Here is a 19,918-nt window from a genome sequence, read left to right as displayed (position 1 = left end):
GGTTGTTCCTCTCATCTGTCAGACGTATGTCTGGTGGATGTAGCACCGTGCCTACTGGTCGGTTGCTGCGGCGTCATCGGGCCAATTCCCTCTGCCAACTCGCGATAAGAGTGTCATATTCGATTGTGTGAACTTGTTGTGATGAATGTTACGGACTCGACCCCACCTTTGTCAACGGCAATTTGCTGGAGCAACGGTCACTTTTTTTATGCATATATGGTAACAACGAACTCAAACTTTTTTTCTCAAAAAAAGGAATTGACGAACCGGATATTGTGTGACAAAATTCAATTAAATTTCACAACTTCAAAATACATTCTTATCAAGAGCAGACGGAGGGGACAAGCCCGATGATGTCGCAGCAACCGACCCGATTGGGCACGGTGCTAATTCTTGCAGCGTAAGCTGAGAGATAAGAGTTCATTTTTTTATGATGACCTCTTGCCTCGGCATGGGGTCATTTTTTGTTTGACCGGAAGGAGGAACGAACATGAGTATTACTGCCACATATGAAATCAGCCGGACGGACCGCGTCGCGACTGTCGCCGAGAAAATCGCCCTCGAACTGACCGTCGGCACGTGGACGGAACTGCCTCACCTAGAGCAAGAACAATTAAAGGCGTATCGGGGCGAGGTCGTCTCAACAACGCATACGGAAACAACGAGCCGCTTCACAATCCGTTATCCGCTCCATAACGTCACGCCCGACTTCTCATCCATCTTGACGACGACGTTCGGGAAATTATCGCTCGATGACTCGGTACGCTTGATCGACTTAACGTTACCCGAAACGCTTGCGTCTGAATTCCCCGGAGCAAAGTTCGGTGTTCAAGGCGTTCGTGAGTTGCTCGACGTACATGATCGCCCGCTCGTCATGAGCATCTTTAAAGGGATCATCGGCCGTGATTTACGCTTCTTAGAACAGCAACTTCGAGACCAGCTCGCCGGCGGCATCGACATCGTCAAAGATGATGAAATCCTATACGACAACCCGCTCACTCCGTCGCTTGAACGAGCTAAAATCGGGGCAGCCGTCATCCAAGAACAGTTCGAAACGACCGGGAAACGTTCGCTCTATGCCATCACGCTCAGCGGTCCGGTGTTCGGGCTGCGTGACCAAGCGCTCCGCTTGATCGAGGCGGGCGCGACGGCACTGTTGTTCAACGTCTATACATACGGGCTCGACACACTCCGCGAACTCGCGAGCGATCCAACAATTAACGTCCCGATTTTGGCGCACCCGGCGTTCGCCGGCGCCTTGACCGGCTCGATCAGCCACTCGCTCTTGCTCGGAAAATTGATCCGCCTCGCGGGGGCCGACTTGACGCTGTTCCCCTCCCCATACGGTTCACTTGCGACACCATCCGATGAGGCGTTCGCGATTCGGGATAGCAGTGCTCGGCCGCACTGGGCGAAGCCGATTCTACCGGTCCCGTCGGCCGGCATCCATCCGGGGCTCGTCCCGGACATCATCCGTGATTTCGGCACAGACGTCGTCATCAACGCCGGCGGCGGCATCCACGGTCACCCAGACGGCGCGGCTGCCGGGGCCCGGGCGTTCCGACAAGCGATTGAGCAAGTATTAGGCGTGGCGAGCCAGACGAACGAGCTCGAGTCCGCGTTAAAGGCGTGGTCAAAACAATGACGATTCACATCTTGTGTGACTTCGATGGGACGATCACGGCCGAGGACAACATCATCGCTTTGATGCGGGCGTTCGCACCGCCCGAATGGCACGCGCTCAAAGACGATGTGCTCGCTCAAGACATCTCGATTCGCTCCGGGGTCGGGCAGATGTTCCAGCTGTTGCCGAGCGCTGACGCTTCGGCGTACCGTGACTACTTGCTGGACCGCATCACCTTGCGCCAAGGTTTCTCGACGTTTTTGGCAGAAGTCCGGCAACAAGTTTGGAAGTTTGACGTCGTCAGCGGCGGCATGGACTTTTTCGTGCACCCGATCTTGCAAGACCACGTCGCGCCGGACCATATCTACTGTAACGTCGCCGACTTCACGGACGAGGCGGTACGCGTCGACTGGCCCTACGCCTGTGACGCGCATTGTACGAATGATTGTGGTTGCTGCAAACCGACAATCGCCCGGACGATCGTCGATCCCGTTGATCGCTTGATCGTCATCGGTGACTCGGTGACCGACTTCGAGATCGCCAAACGGGCCGATTTCGTCTACGCCCGTGGGCAACTCATCACGCTCTGTGAAGCGGAAGGCATCGCCTACGCCCCGTTCGAGACGTTCGACGACATCACCCATCACATGAAGGAGGTGCACGTATGAGCGTGACCGCACGTTGGCTTGAACTCGCCGACATTAAAGACGAACTCGCCGCGCGCGACTGGTTCCCCGGAACGAGTGGCAATTTGGCGATTCGTGTCTCCGACGACCCGCTGACTTTCCTCGTCACGGCGAGCGGACGCGATAAACGTAAACGGACCGCGGACGATTTCGTCCTCGTCGACGCGGCCGGCAGCTTGCTTGGCGAACAAACTGGTAAACCGTCCGCTGAGACGCTGTTACACGTCGAGGTGTTCAACAAGACCGCGGCGGCGTGTTCACTCCACGTACATACGGTCGACAACAACGTCATCTCCGAGCTCCATGCCGTGAACGGTGAGGTCGTCTTCACGGGGCAAGAGATCATCAAGGCACTCGGGTATTGGGAAGAGGACGCGGTCGTCCGGGTCCCGATCATCGACAATCATGCCGACATCCCGACGCTCGCGGCCGCCTTCGCGCCTCACGTCCATTCAAGCGCCGGTGCCGTCCTCATCCGTAATCACGGCATCACGGTCTGGGGCGAGACGCCGGATGCGGCGAAGCGCTATTTAGAAGCATACGAATTTTTGTTCAGCTACACGCTAAAACTACGCGCCTTAGGCGTCCATTCATAAGGAGGAACTATCTATGGCAACTGTCTATTTTCAACAAACTGAAGAGCGTCTCGTCGACCAATCTGAAGTGAACGTATTTTTAGAATCGCGCGGTATTCTGTATGAGCAGTGGGACATCGCTAAACTTCCGGTCGCGCTTCAAGAAAACTACCAACTGACGGACGACGACAAGCAAGCCATCCTCGCAACGTTCCGTGACGAGATTCAAGACGTGTCGGAGCGCCGCGGCTATCAGACGGCCGACGTCATCTCGCTGTCTGACGCGACACCGAACTTGGACGAACTGCTCGTCAACTTCCAAAAGGAACACCATCATACGGACGACGAGGTCCGCTTCATCGTCAGCGGGCACGGCATCTTCGCCATCGACGACGCCGAACGCGGTTACTTCAATATCGAGCTCAATCCGGGCGATTTGATTTCGGTCCCGGTGAACACGCGCCACTACTTCACGCTTCAAGACGACCGCCAAGTCGTCGCCGTCCGCATCTTCGTGACGACAGAGGGCTGGGTGCCGATCTACGAGAAACAAGACGTGACTGCCTAACAAAAAATCCTGCCTTCCGCATACGCGAAAGACAGGATTTTTTTAATGCTTGACCGCTGTCGGTTTGGAAGAGAACCAACCCCAAACAGCAATCCCGACCATGACCGACCAGAAGAACAGTGTCCAACCTAACGAGTGGACGAAACCGTCTGGAAGACCCATGAACGCGAACGGTGTACCGGCAATCAATTCCTTGAAGCCAGGGTGTTCGAGGACGAGTACCGTCAACTTCACACCGACCCAGCCGACGATGAGGAAGGCGGCCGTCTCAAGTGTCGGACGTTGATGCAGCAGCTTCACGAAGACGCGGGCCGCGAATCGCATCAAGATGACCCCGATGAGTCCACCCGTCAAGACGACGAAGAATTGACCTGAGTCGATTCCACCGATCTCTCCAAGACCGAGCGGCGGCAAGCTGACTGCGAGTGCGACCGCTGCCAAGATCGAGTCGACCGCGAAAGCGATGTCGGCGAACTCGACTTTTACGACCGTCCACCAAAACTCTTTTTTCGTGACCGGCTTCTCGGTAATTGCCGTCTCTTCTTTCGCCTCGGCGGCGAGATCTTGTCTTGGATCCATCTTGCGCGCCTTGTACGTCATATATAGATGTCGTGCGCTCATTCCGATCAAGTAAAGGGCACCGAGTGCTTGAACTTGCCAGACGTTGATTAAGAACGAGATTAAGAATAATGCGATGAAGCGGAAGACGAACGCTCCTAATAAACCGTAGAATAGCGCTTTCTTCTGTTCTGTCCGCGGCAAGTGCTTGACCATGACGGCCAACACGAGCGCGTTGTCTGCAGATAGTAGCCCTTCAAGACCGACGAGTACGACGATGATCCAGGCGTACTGCAGGATTAACTGCCAATCCATTAAAACATCCCCTTTTTGTTTGTGTTCTTTCATATTTAATAGTGATCTATTTTTAAGTTCACAGGAACATTTTATTCCCGTGCGTAAATTAAATCAATCTTCTTTCGTTCAATGTCTGAAGTTTTTTCCGCAGAACAGGTTCAAAGCATGTTCACGAAGCAAAATGATACCCAGTTTGTATCCATTTCGTGATAAAATCCTAACAAGAACGAGTGGCGGTCATTTGCCCTCTTAAAAAAGGAGAATCCGATTATGTCTACAAGCCATGTCGCTTTACCTACTAAAGCAGAACGACATAAACTATTCGGCTCGGTCCCGCCGGTCAAAGGTACGAAACCGACAGAAAAAGATAAAATGGTCGATCTTCAAAATACACCTAAGAACTTCTTGTTCGCACTCGACAGCGTCGGGATCTCGAACGTCAAACATCCCGTCAACATCGAAACTCCAGACGGCATCCAAGCGACGGTCGCAACGTTTGAATTAACGACATCACTCGTCCAAGATCGTAAAGGCATCAACATGTCACGCTTGACGGAACAGCTCGACGCGTACCATACGCAAGGCTGGACGTTATCAAACCGCTCGCTCATCGAGTTCGCCCAAGAACTCGCCGAGCGCATGGAACAAACGGAAGGTCAATTGACGGTCCGCTACCCATGGTTCTTCAGCCGGAAAGCACCGGCGACGGGCCTCAGCGGTCTTATGAACGCCGACGTCATGCACAACGTGACGTACAACCTCGAGACAGGTATGGCGAGCGTGACGGTCGGTCTCGTCATCAACGTGACAACGCTATGCCCATGTTCAAAAGAGATCAGCGAATACAGCGCCCATAACCAGCGCGGCTACATCACAATCGAAGCCGGTCTTGACGAAGCATCGCTCGACGGCTTCGACTGGAGACTCGCATTGCTCGATGCGGCGGAGTCGAACGCATCGGCACCACTTCACCCGGTCTTAAAACGTCCGGATGAGAAACGGGCTACAGAAATCGCTTACGAAAACCCACGTTTCGTAGAAGATATGGTCCGCTTGATTGCAGCCGACTTGTACGAGATGAAACAAGTCGTCAACTTCTTCGTCGAATGCCGAAACGAAGAGTCGATCCACCAGCACGACGCGATCGCGTCAATCACGTTCGATAAACGTGACAACTAAAAACGAGTGAAGCCATGTACTTGGCTTCACTCGTTTTTTTATACACTTTGTATGAGGCGGATCGTCAACAAAAGGACGATCAGGACGATCCACACCGCCCAGATGGTGCGCCATCTGTTCCAGTCGAGACGCTTCACGAACGCGTACACCGTCAAATAGAGGACGATCAAGAGCGGAATGACGACCCACGGATTGTCGAGCATCACGCTTCGACGTCACCGTCCCAAGCGAGCATGCCGCCCTCGACGTTGACGACTTTGAACCCTTCCGATTCCAAATAGTCGCACGCCGTCTGGCTGCGTCCGCCCGAGCGGCAGATGACGTGATAGACGTTGTCTTGCGCGAGCTTCTCGGTCACGCCCGGGAATTCAGACAGCGGATAGAGCGGCACGTTCGGGATATGGCCCGCGTCGTACTCGTCTTGTTCGCGCACGTCGATGATGTGGAGCGACTCCCCGTTCTCAAGCTTTTCACGTAATTCGGTTGCATGGATGCTTTGCATGCTGTTTCCCCCTTAAATTGTTATCCCCTACTAGTTTACCTCAGTTTCGTGTCGGACAAACTCCAATTGATGGTCGTCTCGTCATCGCAGTAGAAACCTTTCAGACCACAACGTTCGACCATGTCACTTACCCAAGACTGACTGCCGCAAAATAAAGTGAAGTGGCTATCCCATGGCGGTACGATGAGCCAATCATGCTGATAGCCGAAAAACGTGCGATGATTCATGTCCCATGTATCGGCTGCAAGAACTTCTTGAATATTGATAAGATGGCGCTCCGTACAAAATTCGTCGCCGCTCCATATCCATTCTTCTCCCGTCTCCAGAAGCGCCCTTAATACCCGATTCTTTAAGAAATCAGACAGCTCGCCTTCGCCAGGTGGGAGCAAATTCTCGCGCTCGCAAAATTCGATGATTCGATTTGCGCCTTCTTTATCTTCGGCATGCGGTTTCAATGCCCCAATCATCGTTCGGAGTGCGTGATCGATACGTTTGACGTCTTCAAAACCAAGTTGGCGGCGCATATCTTCCCATGCGACGGCACGAAAATGCTGTTCCACTTCGTTTTTGTTCATCTCGACATATCGGTCAATTGCTTTAGGATCTTCTATCGGTCCGAGAAACGGATGGTACGCGACGAACACTTCTTCAAACACGCCCTCATAGTAAGTTTTAATCGGAAAATCATCTCCACCGCCGAACATAGCGTAGCGATGTCCTTCCGGTAAAGTGATGGCTCCCTCAATCTCCTCCATGTGACCGCCTCCTTTTCCAATATTTTACAACTGCGCATCAAAAAAAGCATCCTCCGCTGTGGGAAGATGCTTCTGACTTACGCTTCGTTGCGCTCGTCAATCGCTTGTGCCGCTGTGATGAGCGTCAATTTATAGACGTCTTCTTCATTACAGCCACGCGACAAGTCGTTGACTGGCTTGTTGAGACCTTGCAAGATCGGTCCGATCGCTTCGAATCCGCCGAAACGTTGAACCATCTTGTAGCCGATGTTCCCGGCTTCGAGGCTCGGGAAGACGAACACGTTGGCGTTACCGGCGACGTCAGAGCCCGGTGCTTTCTTCGCTGCCACGCTCGGGACGAACGCTGCGTCGAACTGAAGCTCACCATCGATTGGAAGGTTTGGCGCTTTCTCTTTGGCGAGACGCGTCGCTTCGATGACTTTCTCGGTTTCAGGCGACTTCGCCGAACCTTTCGTCGAGAAGCTGAGGAGCGCGACTTGCGGCTCGATGCCGAACGTCTTCGCCGTCAACGCTGACAAGTAGGCGTTCTCGGCAAGGTCGGCCGCATCCGGTGCGATGTTGATCGCACAGTCCGAGAAGACGTATTGCTCATCGTCACGTACCATGATGAACACACCTGACGTCTTTTTGATGCCTTCTTGCATCTTGATGATTTGAAGTGCCGGACGGACCGTGTCGGCCGTCGCATGCATCGCACCCGAGACGAGACCTTCCGCTTTGCCCGTGTGGACGAGCATCGTACCGAAGTAGTTCACATCTGACGACAACAATTCACGAGCTTGTTCAGCCGTCGCTTTGCCTTTACGGCGCTCGACGAACGATTCGACGAGCGTGTCGATATCTTCGTATGTCGCTGGGTCGTACTGTGTCAAGTTCGAGATATCAAAGCCGTGTTTCGCTGCGACTGCATCGATGTCCGCTTTCGGACCGACGACGATCGGGTTGACCATGCCGTCATTTTTTAAACGGACTGCAGCTCCAAGGACGCGCTCATCGACGCCTTCTGCTAAGACGATGGTCGGACGAATCGGGCTGACTTTTTGCTTCAACGTGTCAAATAATTTCATGGTAAGTGAACTCCTTTTCGATTGGAAGATATCTATGTTTTCTCTTTAGGACACAATTGTCCGTATGCGTGTTTTATTATACACAGTCCTTTTTTTAAAATAAACTATTCTGCCCATATCGTCATAAATCGCTTGAAATCAGTCATTATATGAATAGAACAGTTATGTATTTATGACTGATACAGGTTGCTGTGAAGCCGTTTACATTTCTGTGTCCGCTTTTCCCTTTCCCCCGTCTCGATTGTGATTACCCTCACAGACAGCACCAAATTTGCCAGGCGGTAAAGTGTCTGTGGTAAAATAAACAGCGAAGCCAAGTCTTGAAAGGAGTTTTTTCATGTCAGAACGTCCAGCACCGACAACCGAAACACAGCACGCAGCCGCCACATTAGACGGTTGGTATACGCTCCATGATTTCCGCTCGATCGATTGGACACGTCTAAAAGCAGTCGACAAGGTGGCGCGTCAAGAAATGATTGAGGAGTTCGTCGCCTTCCTTGCCTCGCTTGAAGACGTCGAAACACGCGGAGAAGGCAGTCACGCCTTCTATTCGATCCTCGGTCAAAAAGCGGACGTCGTCCTCATGGTCCTTCGTCCGACGTTCAAAGAGCTCGAACAAGTCGAACTCGCCCTTCGTAAGACGAAACTGTACGACTATATGATCCCATCGTACTCTTACGTCTCGGTCATCGAGCTCGGCATGTACCGTGGCTCTGGTGACGGGGATCCGTACGAGAATCCGCACATCCGCTCGCGCTTGTACCCGACGTTGCCAAAAACGGCCCACATCTGCTTCTATCCGATGAGCAAAGCGCGCCGTGACGAGGATAACTGGTATACGCTGTCGATGGACGCGCGGAAAGACCTCATGTACCGCCACAGCATGATCGGCCGCAGCTATGCCGGCAAGATCCAGCAGTTCATCGGCGGATCAACCGGATTTGACGGCTGGGAATGGGGCGTCACGCTCTTCGCGGAAGACTCGCTCCAATTTAAGAAGATTGTTTACGAGATGCGTTTCGATGAAGTCAGCGCCAAATATGGCGAGTTTGGTGACTTCTACGTCGGAAACATCCTTCCAAAAGAAGAACTCGGCACATTCCTCGGTTGATTGAGGTTTACGCATCCACTCCCTCGGGAAACATCGTTGTAGAGGCACTTACAACAATGATCAATGAGGTGAACAACGATGCGCGTGTTCAAGGAATCAGATCGAGACACTGCAAAACGTTTAGATTCGTTCATTGAACGAATGGCCCCGACAGCAGAGCTAGTCCAAATTCGATTTGAACAACAATTACAACATACACAGCGAAAGGGTCAGGCGAAAGCCTGACCCTTATTTTGTCTTCGCGTGAAGCGCGTCGCCAAGGCACGTCGCGAGTTCCAGCATGCCGTATTGACCTGCCTTCGCTTCCGCGTCCGAGTTATAGTTCGTATTCGTGTTGACGTCGTACGCATAGACGTTGCCGTCACGGTCTTCGATAATCTCGATCCCCGCGACCGCGATATTATTTTTTACCAAGAACGCTTCTAGCTGATCGATGATCGGGTCGGCAAACCCGTCGACGATTTCAAATTTGGCCGGTGGCGTCTCGCCGACCGGGCAGAATTGGTCTTCAATCGAGCACGCATCTGCCGGGCATAGTTCGAACCCTTCCGACGTGTCGACCCGTACCGCGTAGAGGAACTTTCCGCCGATAAATTCACAGCGCGTGATGAACGGTTTCGGCGCTTCGATATATTGTTGGATGAGCGTGATGCCATCGACCGAGTCCTCGAACGCCGGTCCGTACACATACCCTTTCAACGCCTCAATCGAATGGAATAGCTGCACGCCAAGCCCTTTACCGGCCCGGTTATGCTTCGTGATGAACGGGCTCATGCCAAGCTTCTCGGCCGCCTCGATGATTTGTTTTTTTCCGACAGCAGCGATCGTCCTCGGCACACGGATCCCTTCTTGACGAAGCGCCGTATATTGGTTGACCTTGCTCACTTCGAGGCGAATCGCCCGTGTCCCGTTGAAGACGGTCCGTCCGTTCGCCTCGAGCCAGGCAAGTACCCCTTCCGTCAGCTCTGGCGCGTAGCGATGCCCGCGCGTATGTGACGACGCACTCATCCGGTTATAGAACACACCATCCGGCGGCGTCGCTTCAATATCGATGATTCCTTCATCTAAATGCCACAGTTCATATGGAAGCGATAACTCCTCGAGCCGTTTGACGAGATGGTCCGTCCACTCATTGTTTTCATGCAAGACGTGAATTTTAGCCATATGAATCCCCCTTTGATACTCCTAATGTACCACACCGATATCCGACTATTCCAATTAGCATAATTGACGATACGTTCATTCTTATTTCATAACGGTTTCATGGTATAATGAACTTAATAATCTATGTGAAAAGTGACAATTTCAAAGGGAAGTGATGTGTTTGACTGCACCTATTTTAAGTACAGACGTTTCAATCCTCTTGTTCGGTCTCCTCCTCGTCGCGGGAGTTTTGGCCACGCGCGTGTCCACCCGTTTTGGCCTTCCTGCGTTGATTCTGTTCATGGGGATCGGCATGGTCATGGGCAGTGACGTCACCGGCTTAATCTTCTTCGATGACTCGAACCTTGCCCAGATGATCGGAATCTCCGCTCTGATCGTTATTTTGTTCGAAGGTGGTCTGCAGACGAAATGGGCCTCGATTCGGAGTGTCCTCGCTCCGTCCGCCTCGCTCGCGACGATCGGCGTCTTATTGACGGCCGGATTCGTCGCCGTAGCCGTTCGTTTCGTATTCGGTTTCGACTGGATTGAGTCTTTCCTATTCGGTGCCATCATCGGCTCGACCGATGCTGCCGCCGTATTCGCCGCCTTTAAAGGAAAGAATATCGCACCGAAAGTCGGCGCGACACTCGAAGCCGAGTCCGGCACGAATGACCCGATGGCGATGTTTTTAACGATCCTCGCTCTCGACTTCATGTTGAAACCGGACACGACGATTTGGGACGGCATTGGGATGTTCATCCTCCAGATCATCGTCGGGGCGTTCGCCGGGTACATGCTCGGGAACCTGTCACGGCTCATGCTCAATCACTTGCGCCTTGAGTCGAGCGGCCTGCACGCCGTCCTCATGATTTCGATGGCGTTCATGACGTATGGAGTGGCCGCCTATTTCGCCGGCAGCGGCTTGCTTGCCGTCTATCTTGCCGCGATGATCGTCGGGAACGCCCACACCGCCCACGAAGTGACCATCGTCCAATTTTCGGAGGCGCTCGCTTGGATCATGCAAATTATCATGTTCGTCATCCTCGGCCTTCTCGTCTATCCGAAACAACTGTTCGATCCAGAACTAATTTGGAAAGGGCTGTTGATTTCATTTTTCCTCATGTTCGTCGCCCGTCCGATCGCCGTTTACTTATCGACGATCGCGATGCCGTTCACGCATAAGGAAAAACTGTTCATCTCCTGGGCCGGCCTAAAAGGAGCGGTCCCGATCGTGCTAGCGACGTTTCCGCTCATCGCCGGGATCGACAACAGCCAACTCATCTTCAACGCCGTCTTCTTCGTCGTCGTGACGAGCGCGTTGATTCAAGGAACGACGCTCACACCGCTCGCGGCCAGACTGAACCTGCTCGGGCCGGATAAGATTCGCTCACCGTATACGATCGCGCTCGTGTCGAGTAAACAGTCGCAGCATCAGCTCGTTCCGTACGTGGCGACAGAAACGTCATCGATGATCGGACGCACGCTCGCTGACATCACGTTACCGCCGAACACGGTCGTCAATGCGATCGTCCGCAAAGATTACCTCATCCCGCCGACCGGGCAGACGAAAATTGAACCAGGCGACTTGTTGTACGTCCTCGCCTCGACATATCGCCACGATCAACTCGATCGCAAGTTCGGCGAAGACGGGCTTGAACGCGTCGAGCTATGAACGAACAAGGACCGTGCCCGAGGCACGGTCCTTGTTTTATGCTTTGACTCGACGCGCCGCTGCGATCAAATCGGCGACGTCTTGCTCGCGTCCGGCGTGGAGCGCCTCGACGATGAAACTGCCGACGACGACCCCGTCACACGCCTCACCGAGCGCTTGTACTTGATCTTCCCGATGGACACCGAATCCGGCGAGTACCGGGACCGGAGACCGTTCTGTCAACGAGCGCAAATGGGCGAGCAGTTCGTCCGGGAACGCGTCGACTTTTCCGGTCGTCCCTTTGAGCGTCACCGCGTAGACGAACCCTTCGGCCTGACTTAAGATCGTGTCGATTCGTTGTTTGTTACTCGTCAATGTGACGAGCGGGACGACCGCGACCCCGTTCCGTTCGATCCCCGCGAAGAGTTCGAGGCTCTCTTCGAACGGCAGATCGGGGATGATGACACCGCTGACGCCGCATGCGGCCGCACGGTCGAAGAACGGTTGGATTCCGAACCGGAACACCGGATTCAAGTATGTCATCAGGACGATCGGGACTGAGAAACGCTCAGTTCCTTCTATTAAATAATCCAACACGCCAGAGAGTGTCACCCCGTCCGCGAGGGCACGCATCCCGGCCGCCTCGATGATTGGTCCGTCCGCTACCGGATCTGAGAACGGGATTCCGAGCTCGATTGCCGTCGCGCCCATCGCTTCGAGCCGCTCGATCGTCGGAATGAGTTGATCGAGTCCGCCGTCTCCGGCCATGATGTAAGGGACGAATGCTGCCCCGTCTCTATTTCGAATCGCTGTCTCTAAGCTCATTTCTGTCCCACCCTTTCACGAATCGTATGCACATCTTTATCACCTCGGCCTGACAGACAGATGACGAGCAGATCGTCCTCGTCCATCGTCGCGGCGAGCGTCTCGGCATAGGCGAGCGCATGTGACGACTCGAGTGCCGGAATGATGCCCTCATGTCGACTGAGTGACATACATGCCTCTAACGCCGCCTCATCGGTGACCGCCGCGTAGCGGACACGCTCGATGTCTTTCAAGAAACTATGTTCTGGTCCGACCCCAGGATAATCGAGGCCAGCCGAGATTGAGTGCGCTTCTTGGATTTGCCCAGCCCCGTCTTGTAGCACGTACATGAGCGAGCCGTGGAGCACGCCGACCTCACCTTTCGTGAGCGTCGCCGCATGCTTGTCCGTGTCGACGCCGCTTCCTGCTGCCTCGACCCCGTACAAGGCGACATCCTCGTCATTCAAGAACGGGTAGAACATCCCCATGGCGTTGCTGCCACCACCGACGCAAGCGATGACGGCATCCGGCAAGCGTCCGGTTTTGTCTAAAATTTGGCGCCGTGTCTCTGTTCCGATCACACTTTGGAAGTCACGCACCATCGTCGGGAATGGGTGTGGTCCAAGTACAGAGCCCATGACGTAGTGTGTATCGTCAACGTGTTTGACCCAGTAGCGTAACGCTTCGTTGACCGCATCTTTCAACGTTCGGCTGCCTGACTTCACCGGAATGACCGTCGCCCCGAGCAGTTCCATCCGAAACACGTTCAACTCTTGCCGTTCGACATCGACCTCACCCATGAAAATCGTACATTCTAAGTTGAGCAGCGCGCACACTGTCGCCGTCGCCACACCGTGTTGTCCGGCACCGGTCTCGGCGACGATTTTCTGTTTCCCCATCCGCTTGGCGAGCAGCGCCTGCCCGATCGTGTTGTTGATCTTATGGGCACCGGTATGGTTCAAATCCTCCCGTTTCAAGTAGACGTTCGTCCCGAGGCGTCGGCTCATGTTCTCCGCATAATAAAGCGGAGTCTCCCGCCCGACGTATTCGCTGAGCAACTCGTCGAAGCGTTCTTGAAATTCAGGATCTAACTTCGCTTCCTCATAAGCCACCTCGAGTTCTTCAACGGCCTGCATGAGTGTTTCCGGTATATATTTTCCTCCGTACGGGCCAAACTTCCCGTTCACTGGTTGTGTATACATGGTGTTTCCTCCTTGGCACGTCTGATGAACGTGCGAATTTTATCGATATCTTTCTCTCCATCTGTCTCGACGCCGCTTGAGACGTCGACCCCGTGAGGCCGTACGTCGTGCATCGCTTGTTTCACGTTGTCGGCCGTCAAACCACCGGCGAGCCAGAACGTTCGCTGCGGACGTTCCAACTGCAACCAGTCGAGCGTCTCCCCGCTCCCGGGCGTCGGTGCATCCAGTAAGACGATATCCGCCTCCGTCTCGCTGCTCGCTTCGATGATCGGCAGATTGAACTGTCGGAACGTCTCAAGCGGCAACGTGCGCCGGTGCAGTTGGATATCCGTCAATCCACACGTGATTGCCGTCTCGACCTCATCAAGCGTCGGGTCGAGGAACACTCCGACGACACGGACGTGATTCGGGATCAACTGCCGTAGCCGTTTCGCCGTCGTCACATCGACTTGGCGTGAGCTGTTCGCGAACACGAAGCCGATCGCATCAGCCCCGGCTTCAACCGCCGCCGTCACGCTTGCTTCTGTTTTCAATCCACATATTTTAACGAACACGTCTTCAACTCCTCAATCAACGCCGTCGGGTCATCCTGTCGCATAAGCGCCTCTCCGACGAGAATCGCTTTGGCTCCCGCGTCTCGCAGTCGGCTTGCTGCTTCGCCGGTGCTGACTCCGCTCTCACTGACGAACGCCACGTTCGGATAACGCTTCATCAATTCAATCGATGTCTCGAGCGATACGTCGAACGTCTTCAAGTTCCGGTTGTTGATGCCAATCAACACGTCCCCGAGTTCGAGCGCCGTCTGGAGTTCGGCTTCATCGTGCACTTCGACGAGCACGTCGAGGCCGTTCAGGCGCGCGTGTTGCTTCAACGCGCGCAGGCGAGTCGGATGTAACGCCGCGACGATCAACAACGCCGCGCTCGCGCCGGCCGCTTTCGCCCGATCGAGCTGTCGTTCATCGATGATGAAGTCTTTACACAGGACCGGGATATCGACGGCGTCAGCGACTTGGCGTAAGTCATCGAACGACCCGTTAAAGTACGTCGTATCCGTCAGCACCGAAATCATCGTCGCACCGGCCCGTTCGTAAACCTGAGCCCGTTCGGCCACATCCAGTTCGGCTCGAATCACGCCTTTTGATGGGGACGCCCGCTTAATTTCCGCGATGATATGAAACCCGTCCGCGACCAGCCTCTGTAACGAGATCGGCTCTGTCGCCGTGACCGTGACGTCTTGCATCTGGTTGACCTCTTCGATTTTCGTCCCGATAATTTTCGTCAAGTAGCTCATGCGCCCACCTCCGTTTTTTGTAGTTGCTTAAGGACGCGGACGGCGTGGCCCTCGTCGATGCTTCGGCTCGCCTCGGCCACACCTTCACGTAACGTCTTGACGGCGCCGTATGTGCATAACGCGAGTGCCGCATTCAACAAGACGACGTCCCGCGCCGGTCCGGCCGCGCCGTTCAAGACGGCGACGAGCGTCTTCGCATTCTCTTCGGGTGTACCACCTTGTAGCGCCGACAGCGGCGCCCGCATCAACCCGACGTCTCGCGGGTCGACTTGATATCTCGCCGTCTGCTCTCCGTCAAAGAAGAGTACCTCGTTCGCACCAACGAGGCTCGCCTCGTCGAGCCCGCCGGCCCCATGGACGACCATGCCCCGTTCGACTCCGAGATGGCGCATCGCCGTAGCCATCTTCTCAATCAAGTCTGGATGGTAGACGCCGATCAATTGCCGTCTCGGCTTGAGCGGGTTCGTCAGCGGACCGATTTGATTGAAGATCGTCGCCGTCCCGAGCCGTTTTCGCACCGGCATGACATGTTTCATGATCGGATGGACGTGTTGGGCGAACAAGAAGCTCAAGTTCGTCCGCTTAAGTTCAGCTAACACGTCGTCAGCACTTTGGACAATCGGGATATTCAACGCCTCGAGCACATCGGCGCTACCCGACCGGCTCGACACGCTCCGATTCCCATGTTTCGCGACCGGGATACCAAGTCCGGCGAGAACGAACGCGACGGTCGAACTAATGTTGAACGTGTTCGCTCCGTCACCGCCGGTCCCACAAACGTCGAGCACAGGGAGCGTCGTCTCCGGGAACGTCGCCGCTTCACGGATATAATCGGCCAGCCCCGCCATCTCTTCGGCCGTCTCGCCGCGTGCTTTCAATGCGAGAAGCACCTCGGTGATTTGCGTTTCATCCGCTTGAAACAACTCGGAAGCCGCCTGTTTCATCTCGGTCGTCGTCACTTGGTTCGTCAGTAGTCGTGTTAACATGTCCGTTCCTCCTTAAGCGATTTGGGTATAAAAAAACTCCATACGACGTCTGTCGTATGGAGGACGGTATGGACCGCGGTGCCACCTCTCGTTGGATCAATCGATCCCACTTTCCGATGCTATCACATCGTATCCTGATAACGGTGGAAGCCGTCACGGCCTACTAACATTCAGCCGTGCTCTCATGAGCCCATTCACGTGACGGTCTCGGTCAGGATCCCACCACCCCTGACTCTCTGTACGAGACTTCTTCACGCTACTCTTCTCAATCATCGATTTAAGATTCAATTTAAAAAACAAAAAAGGGTCACTCGGTCCAACTCACAGCTCACGCTATGAGAAGGACGAGTAACCCCGTGGTGCCACCTTCGTTGGTTCATGTCGAACCCACTTCACGGACAATCATCCGCTTCCCCGTGATAACGGTGGGTAACCCGCTAAAGCCTACTAAAAATTTCGGTTTAGAGCTCGGAAGTCCATTCGCGACGTCCCGCATACTGATTCACACCAACCATCAGCTCTCTGTCATGCGGGGACCGTCGTTACTTCTCTTCGTCGACGCCTTTGTTCGTTTCAGTTAAGTTAACTCGTACTATACCGTTCCCGATTCATCCTGTCAAACAAAAGTGTACAAAAAAACTTTGCTTCTATAAGTGCGGACGAATCGACCGCATGTTTCAGAACGTCGCAAGTTGACACGTGATTTTTTTGTCTGCTATAGTCGTCCCCAACAACACTTCACTCAACTAAAGGAGATTTGACTTTGGAAACTAGTAAACTAAAACGTGAACTGTCGACCCGACAGCTCACGATGATTTCGCTTGGCAGCGCCATCGGAACGGGCCTCTTCCTCGGAAGCGGCCTCGCCATCCAAACGGCAGGACCGAGCGTGCTCGTCAGTTACGCCATCGGGGCGTTTATCGTCCTCTTGCTCATGGGTTGTCTCGCCGAGATGACCGTCGCTCATCCGACTTCAGGCTCGTTCGGCACGATCGCCGAGCGTTATGTCCATCCGCTCGCCGGCTTCTTGGTCCGTTACTCGTACTGGATCGCCAACGTCCTCGCAATCGGGGTCGAAGTGAGCGCAATCGCGATTTACATGCGCTACTGGTTCCCGGATGTGAACGGATTCGTCTGGGTCGCCGTGTTCGGCGGATTGCTCATCTACGTCAACGCTCGGCACGTCCATACGTTCGGGACAACCGAATACTGGTTATCATTCATCAAAGTCACTGCCATCATTCTTTTCATCGTCCTCGGTGCGGCCGCACTGTTCGGCCAACCGGGCTCACCGATCGAATCGATCACGACCGGAAATGAAGGGTTCTTCGCTTTCGGATTTTACGGCATGTGGGTGACAATTTTCATCTCGCTCTTCAGTTTCCTCGGGACAGAGCTCGTCGCCGTCACGGCCGGCGAGGCGAAAGACCCGGACCGCGCCGTACCGAAGGCGCTGCGGGCGACCGTTTTCCGCTTGACGTTCTTCTATTTGATCACGATCGCCATCATGCTCATGCTCATCCCATGGCAGCAGGCTGGTATCGATCAAAGCCCGTTCGTCCTCGTCATGCAGCAGTTTGACGTGCCTGGCGCTGCTAGTATTTTGAACTTCGTCATCTTGGTCGCCGCCTTGTCGGCGATGAACGCGCAATTGTATGCCTCGACGCGCATGATGTACTCGCTCGCCGAAGCCGGCGACGCACCGCGTATCTTCAAAAAAGTAAGCACAAGCGGGATTCCGATGCCTGCCTTGTTCGTTTCGACAGGCGGGATCGTCCTCGCGGCACTGCTTCAAGTATTCATGGAGACGTCGTATCCGTTCCTCATGGGCATCTCGATGTTCGGAGCGATCTTCACATGGTTCATGGTCTTCGTCTCACACTTGTTCTTCCGCAAAAAATGGACGGGGCGTAAACTCCCTGTCCGTATGATCGGCTATCCGTTCTTACCGCTCCTAGGTGCCGGACTGCTGCTCAGCTTAATGATCACGACATGGTTTACCGATTTCAACATCTTACTCAAGTTCGGGATCCCATGGTTGGTCGGCTTAACGATCATCTATCTCGTTCGCGAGCGATTCCGTAAGACTGACACAAAACAAGACGACATCGAGCAAGCTAATTAAAAACAGTGCCTATCCGCAATGGATGGGCACTATTTATTCGCAAAAACGAGCACCCGTCGCGATTGACGAGTGCTCGTTTGTTTAGGATTAGAAGAACTGACGTGGGTTGACGGTGCTACCGGCGCTCGAAGACGAGTACGAGTAGCTGCCTTGGTGGATTTCAAAGTGAAGGTGCGGGCCTGAAGAGTTTCCAGTGTTCCCGAGCGTTCCAATGTTTGATCCTTGCGTCACACGCTGACCAGCGCTAACTGATACCGAGTTCATGTGCGCATAGACAGTCGTCCAAACTTGACCGCCAATGACGTGGGCGATCATGACGTGGTTCCCATAAGCGCCACCCCATCCAGCCCGGATGACCGTTCCAGTTGCCGAGGCCCGGATCGGTGTACCGACTGGTCCGGCGATATCGACACCGTTATGGAACGAATAGCCGAACTGTCCGCTTGCCGGTCCGAAACCTTGCGAGAAACGACCAGTCGTCGGTTGAATGAATTTCGCGCTCGATGGTGCCGGTGCCGAAGCTGTCGGCGTCGTCGGTACCGGTTTAGGAGCCGGTGCCGGTTTTGGTGCCGGCTTTGGCGCTGGCTTAGGCTTAGGTGCCGGTGGTGCAGCCGGTTTAGAAGCTGTCACATTATTTTGTGTCGTTTGGTTTGAAGACGACGATGACTGGGAATTAGTATTACTGTTCTGCTTTTTCTGAGCAGCAGCTTGTGCAGCAGCAGCTTTAGCCGCTTCTTCTTGACGTGCAGCTTCAGCTCTCGCTTCTTCGGCTTGTTGCGCGGCCGCTGCTTTGGCAGCCTCAGCTTGGCGTGCCTCTTCAGCTTTACGAGCCGCTTCTTGACGTGCTGCCTCTTCCGCACGACGACGCGCTTCTTCTTCTTCACGGCGCTGTGCTTCGATTTCAGCTGCAATCGCTTCTTCTTGAGCGATCAACGTCGCCTCGATTTCTTGTAGGTCGAAGATTTGCGTTTCAAATTCGATATTTTTCTCTTCGAGTTCTTTGATGCGAGCTTCACGCTGTTTCATCTTCTTCTCGAGTTCGGCTTGACGCGCTTCGAGTGCTTTCTGTTGCTCTAGAAGTGAGGCCCGCTCTGCTTTGAGTGCGGCTTGTGCTTCTTGAAGAGACAGACGTGTCGCTTCGTAGTCGTTGAACAACTCTTGGTCGCTACGTTGGATCGTACCAGCCGTGATCATGCGTGTGATCAAGTCAGAGAAGTTTTTTGATCCAAAGATGAATTCTGCCCAGTTGATTGAACCGCCACCGTTCGTTTGCATCGTGGCCATCCGCTCTTTCATCATTTTTTCTTGAGCGATCATCTTTTTCTCGTAACCTTTAATGTCCGCTTCGAGATCTTCAATCTTCATCTCGGTACGTTTGATTTCTTGGCGTTTCGCCGCTACGTCGTAGATGATGTCTTGAAGCTGAGCGTCCATTTTATTGACTTCTTCTTGTACCTTCGAGATTTCTTTAGTGTTCTGTTCGATTTTCGAAGACGCATTCGATTGATTCTGTTTGACGCTATTGCGTTGTTCTTTCACTTTTTTCTGTTGCTCTTGCTTCTCTTTGATTGTCGTCGAGGCATCGGCTACCGAGTGCGTGCCGAGGAGCAAGGCGCTCAGCGTAAGTGTCGAGATCGTACGTTTCCAATTGATCAATGCAGACATCCTTTCTAATTTGACGGGCTAGTTTTACATACTCTATTTAAGTTCGTCGTTTTGCTATGTAACAAAAACGATTAATTTTTCAGTTTCAACACGACTAATTATATCGAAGTGTCGAATGTTTTCCTGTTA

At 53.8% G+C, this 19,918-nt stretch carries 20 protein-coding genes, 2 riboswitches and 2 other annotated features; of the genes, 8 read left to right on the top strand and 12 right to left on the bottom strand.

The window, feature by feature from the left end; genetic code table 11:
• Window positions 1–8: 8 nt before the first annotated feature.
• A riboswitch (SAM riboswitch) is annotated at window positions 9–111 on the bottom strand.
• Between the two features lie 205 nt (window positions 112–316).
• A riboswitch (SAM riboswitch) is annotated at window positions 317–419 on the top strand.
• 71 nt (window positions 420–490) lie between these two features.
• From KNP77_RS04235 to KNP77_RS04220, 4 genes are read left to right on the top strand one after another with little or no spacing between them, the layout of a single operon-like run.
• Window positions 491–1,645 (top strand): 2,3-diketo-5-methylthiopentyl-1-phosphate enolase, encoded by a 1,155-nt coding sequence (locus KNP77_RS04235; RefSeq protein ID WP_214888786.1) that lies wholly within the window; start codon window positions 491–493, stop codon window positions 1,643–1,645.
• Entirely contained in the window at window positions 1,642–2,292 is a 651-nt protein-coding gene (locus KNP77_RS04230) for a 2-hydroxy-3-keto-5-methylthiopentenyl-1-phosphate phosphatase (protein ID WP_214888782.1), read from the top strand. The genes KNP77_RS04235 and KNP77_RS04230 overlap by 4 nt, the downstream gene beginning before the upstream one ends.
• On the top strand, window positions 2,289–2,906 hold the full coding sequence (locus KNP77_RS04225; protein ID WP_214888778.1) for a methylthioribulose 1-phosphate dehydratase: 618 nt from the start codon (window positions 2,289–2,291) through the stop codon (window positions 2,904–2,906). The genes KNP77_RS04230 and KNP77_RS04225 overlap by 4 nt, the downstream gene beginning before the upstream one ends.
• A gap of 13 nt (window positions 2,907–2,919) precedes the next feature.
• Window positions 2,920–3,453, top strand: coding sequence for a cupin domain-containing protein (locus KNP77_RS04220; protein ID WP_214888774.1), 534 nt, complete (start codon window positions 2,920–2,922; stop codon window positions 3,451–3,453).
• 42 nt (window positions 3,454–3,495) lie between these two features.
• Here KNP77_RS04220 and KNP77_RS04215 read toward each other — a convergent pair whose 3' ends face one another.
• Entirely contained in the window at window positions 3,496–4,326 is an 831-nt protein-coding gene (locus tag KNP77_RS04215; protein ID WP_131458846.1) for a TerC family protein, read from the bottom strand.
• Between the two features lie 252 nt (window positions 4,327–4,578).
• Between KNP77_RS04215 and folE2 the strand changes: the two genes are divergently transcribed.
• Window positions 4,579–5,487 carry a GTP cyclohydrolase FolE2 gene (gene folE2 / locus KNP77_RS04210; RefSeq protein WP_016508342.1) on the top strand — a complete coding sequence of 303 codons (909 nt, stop codon included), beginning with the start codon at window positions 4,579–4,581 and terminating at the stop codon, window positions 5,485–5,487.
• Window positions 5,488–5,525: 38 nt separating this feature from the next.
• Here folE2 and KNP77_RS04205 read toward each other — a convergent pair whose 3' ends face one another.
• From KNP77_RS04205 to pta, 4 genes are all read right to left on the bottom strand, one after another.
• The gene (locus KNP77_RS04205; RefSeq protein ID WP_016508312.1) at window positions 5,526–5,690 is read right to left on the bottom strand and encodes a hypothetical protein; all 165 of its coding nucleotides are present in this window, start codon (window positions 5,688–5,690) and stop codon (window positions 5,526–5,528) included.
• Window positions 5,690–5,989, bottom strand: coding sequence for a rhodanese-like domain-containing protein (locus KNP77_RS04200; RefSeq protein ID WP_016508292.1), 300 nt, complete (start codon window positions 5,987–5,989; stop codon window positions 5,690–5,692). The genes KNP77_RS04205 and KNP77_RS04200 overlap by 1 nt, the downstream gene beginning before the upstream one ends.
• 35 nt (window positions 5,990–6,024) lie before the next feature.
• A complete protein-coding gene (locus KNP77_RS04195) occupies window positions 6,025–6,744 on the bottom strand; it encodes a DUF2711 family protein (RefSeq protein ID WP_214888771.1) in 720 nt (239 codons plus the stop codon).
• A gap of 77 nt (window positions 6,745–6,821) precedes the next feature.
• On the bottom strand, window positions 6,822–7,811 hold the full coding sequence (gene pta, locus KNP77_RS04190; RefSeq protein ID WP_070329128.1) for a phosphate acetyltransferase: 990 nt from the start codon (window positions 7,809–7,811) through the stop codon (window positions 6,822–6,824).
• A 337-nt stretch (window positions 7,812–8,148) separates the two neighbouring features.
• Between pta and hemQ the strand changes: the two genes are divergently transcribed.
• Window positions 8,149–8,922, top strand: a complete 774-nt coding sequence (gene hemQ, locus KNP77_RS04185; protein WP_214888769.1) for a hydrogen peroxide-dependent heme synthase — start codon at window positions 8,149–8,151, stop codon at window positions 8,920–8,922.
• A 228-nt stretch (window positions 8,923–9,150) separates the two neighbouring features.
• On the opposite strand, the gene KNP77_RS04180 is transcribed toward hemQ, so the two are convergent.
• Window positions 9,151–10,086, bottom strand: a complete 936-nt coding sequence (locus KNP77_RS04180; RefSeq protein WP_131508276.1) for an ATP-grasp domain-containing protein — start codon at window positions 10,084–10,086, stop codon at window positions 9,151–9,153.
• A gap of 154 nt (window positions 10,087–10,240) precedes the next feature.
• Here KNP77_RS04180 and KNP77_RS04175 point away from each other — a divergent pair, with 154 nt between their 5' ends.
• Window positions 10,241–11,737: a potassium/proton antiporter gene (locus KNP77_RS04175; protein ID WP_131464728.1), complete on the top strand. Its 1,497-nt coding sequence runs from the start codon at window positions 10,241–10,243 to the stop codon at window positions 11,735–11,737.
• 36 nt (window positions 11,738–11,773) lie between these two features.
• On the opposite strand, the gene trpA is transcribed toward KNP77_RS04175, so the two are convergent.
• The 5 genes from trpA to trpD are packed head-to-tail and all read right to left on the bottom strand — an operon-like array spanning window position 11,774 to window position 15,999.
• The gene (trpA, locus tag KNP77_RS04170; protein WP_214888766.1) at window positions 11,774–12,541 is read right to left on the bottom strand and encodes a tryptophan synthase subunit alpha; all 768 of its coding nucleotides are present in this window, start codon (window positions 12,539–12,541) and stop codon (window positions 11,774–11,776) included.
• Complete coding sequence (gene trpB / locus KNP77_RS04165; protein ID WP_214888763.1) at window positions 12,538–13,722, bottom strand: tryptophan synthase subunit beta; 1,185 nt, start codon at window positions 13,720–13,722, stop codon at window positions 12,538–12,540. Before trpB ends, trpA begins: the two co-directional genes overlap by 4 nt.
• A complete protein-coding gene (locus tag KNP77_RS04160) occupies window positions 13,704–14,255 on the bottom strand; it encodes a phosphoribosylanthranilate isomerase (protein WP_251138913.1) in 552 nt (183 codons plus the stop codon). The genes trpB and KNP77_RS04160 overlap by 19 nt, the downstream gene beginning before the upstream one ends.
• Complete coding sequence (gene trpC, locus KNP77_RS04155) at window positions 14,252–15,013, bottom strand: indole-3-glycerol phosphate synthase TrpC (protein WP_214888757.1); 762 nt, start codon at window positions 15,011–15,013, stop codon at window positions 14,252–14,254. The genes KNP77_RS04160 and trpC overlap by 4 nt, the downstream gene beginning before the upstream one ends.
• Entirely contained in the window at window positions 15,010–15,999 is a 990-nt protein-coding gene (trpD, locus tag KNP77_RS04150) for an anthranilate phosphoribosyltransferase (protein WP_214888754.1), read from the bottom strand. The genes trpC and trpD overlap by 4 nt, the downstream gene beginning before the upstream one ends.
• 56 nt (window positions 16,000–16,055) lie before the next feature.
• Window positions 16,056–16,281 (bottom strand) — a binding site (T-box leader).
• Window positions 16,282–16,336: 55 nt separating this feature from the next.
• Window positions 16,337–16,567: a binding site (T-box leader), on the bottom strand.
• A 189-nt stretch (window positions 16,568–16,756) separates the two neighbouring features.
• Between trpD and KNP77_RS04145 the strand changes: the two genes are divergently transcribed.
• Window positions 16,757–18,124, top strand: coding sequence for an amino acid permease (locus tag KNP77_RS04145; RefSeq protein WP_370252057.1), 1,368 nt, complete (start codon window positions 16,757–16,759; stop codon window positions 18,122–18,124).
• An 87-nt stretch (window positions 18,125–18,211) separates the two neighbouring features.
• Here KNP77_RS04145 and KNP77_RS04140 read toward each other — a convergent pair whose 3' ends face one another.
• The gene (locus KNP77_RS04140; RefSeq protein ID WP_214888751.1) at window positions 18,212–19,789 is read right to left on the bottom strand and encodes a murein hydrolase activator EnvC family protein; all 1,578 of its coding nucleotides are present in this window, start codon (window positions 19,787–19,789) and stop codon (window positions 18,212–18,214) included.
• Between the last annotated feature and the right edge of the window lie 129 nt (window positions 19,790–19,918).

Origin of the sequence: Exiguobacterium sp. s142 (genome assembly GCF_018618455.1) — a bacterium.
GTDB lineage: Bacteria > Bacillota > Bacilli > Exiguobacteriales > Exiguobacteriaceae > Exiguobacterium > Exiguobacterium aurantiacum_A.
Note: the sequence above shows the minus strand (reverse complement) of the source record. Positions and strands in the feature narration are given on the sequence as shown.

What these genes read in the sequence shown, in the direction of transcription:
- KNP77_RS04235 (WP_214888786.1), top strand. Translation starts at nt 491, where the DNA reads ATGAGTATTACTGCCACATATGAAATCAGCCGGACGGACCGCGTCGCG.
- KNP77_RS04230 (WP_214888782.1), top strand. Translation starts at nt 1,642, where the DNA reads ATGACGATTCACATCTTGTGTGACTTCGATGGGACGATCACGGCCGAG.
- KNP77_RS04225 (WP_214888778.1), top strand. Translation starts at nt 2,289, where the DNA reads ATGAGCGTGACCGCACGTTGGCTTGAACTCGCCGACATTAAAGACGAA.
- KNP77_RS04220 (WP_214888774.1), top strand. Translation starts at nt 2,920, where the DNA reads ATGGCAACTGTCTATTTTCAACAAACTGAAGAGCGTCTCGTCGACCAA.
- KNP77_RS04215 (WP_131458846.1), bottom strand. Translation starts at nt 4,326, where the DNA reads ATGGATTGGCAGTTAATCCTGCAGTACGCCTGGATCATCGTCGTACTC.
- folE2 (WP_016508342.1), top strand. Translation starts at nt 4,579, where the DNA reads ATGTCTACAAGCCATGTCGCTTTACCTACTAAAGCAGAACGACATAAA.
- KNP77_RS04205 (WP_016508312.1), bottom strand. Translation starts at nt 5,690, where the DNA reads ATGCTCGACAATCCGTGGGTCGTCATTCCGCTCTTGATCGTCCTCTAT.
- KNP77_RS04200 (WP_016508292.1), bottom strand. Translation starts at nt 5,989, where the DNA reads ATGCAAAGCATCCATGCAACCGAATTACGTGAAAAGCTTGAGAACGGG.
- KNP77_RS04195 (WP_214888771.1), bottom strand. Translation starts at nt 6,744, where the DNA reads ATGGAGGAGATTGAGGGAGCCATCACTTTACCGGAAGGACATCGCTAC.
- pta (WP_070329128.1), bottom strand. Translation starts at nt 7,811, where the DNA reads ATGAAATTATTTGACACGTTGAAGCAAAAAGTCAGCCCGATTCGTCCG.
- hemQ (WP_214888769.1), top strand. Translation starts at nt 8,149, where the DNA reads ATGTCAGAACGTCCAGCACCGACAACCGAAACACAGCACGCAGCCGCC.
- KNP77_RS04180 (WP_131508276.1), bottom strand. Translation starts at nt 10,086, where the DNA reads ATGGCTAAAATTCACGTCTTGCATGAAAACAATGAGTGGACGGACCAT.
- KNP77_RS04175 (WP_131464728.1), top strand. Translation starts at nt 10,241, where the DNA reads ATGTGTTTGACTGCACCTATTTTAAGTACAGACGTTTCAATCCTCTTG.
- trpA (WP_214888766.1), bottom strand. Translation starts at nt 12,541, where the DNA reads ATGAGCTTAGAGACAGCGATTCGAAATAGAGACGGGGCAGCATTCGTC.
- trpB (WP_214888763.1), bottom strand. Translation starts at nt 13,722, where the DNA reads ATGTATACACAACCAGTGAACGGGAAGTTTGGCCCGTACGGAGGAAAA.
- trpC (WP_214888757.1), bottom strand. Translation starts at nt 15,013, where the DNA reads ATGAGCTACTTGACGAAAATTATCGGGACGAAAATCGAAGAGGTCAAC.
- trpD (WP_214888754.1), bottom strand. Translation starts at nt 15,999, where the DNA reads ATGTTAACACGACTACTGACGAACCAAGTGACGACGACCGAGATGAAA.
- KNP77_RS04140 (WP_214888751.1), bottom strand. Translation starts at nt 19,789, where the DNA reads ATGTCTGCATTGATCAATTGGAAACGTACGATCTCGACACTTACGCTG.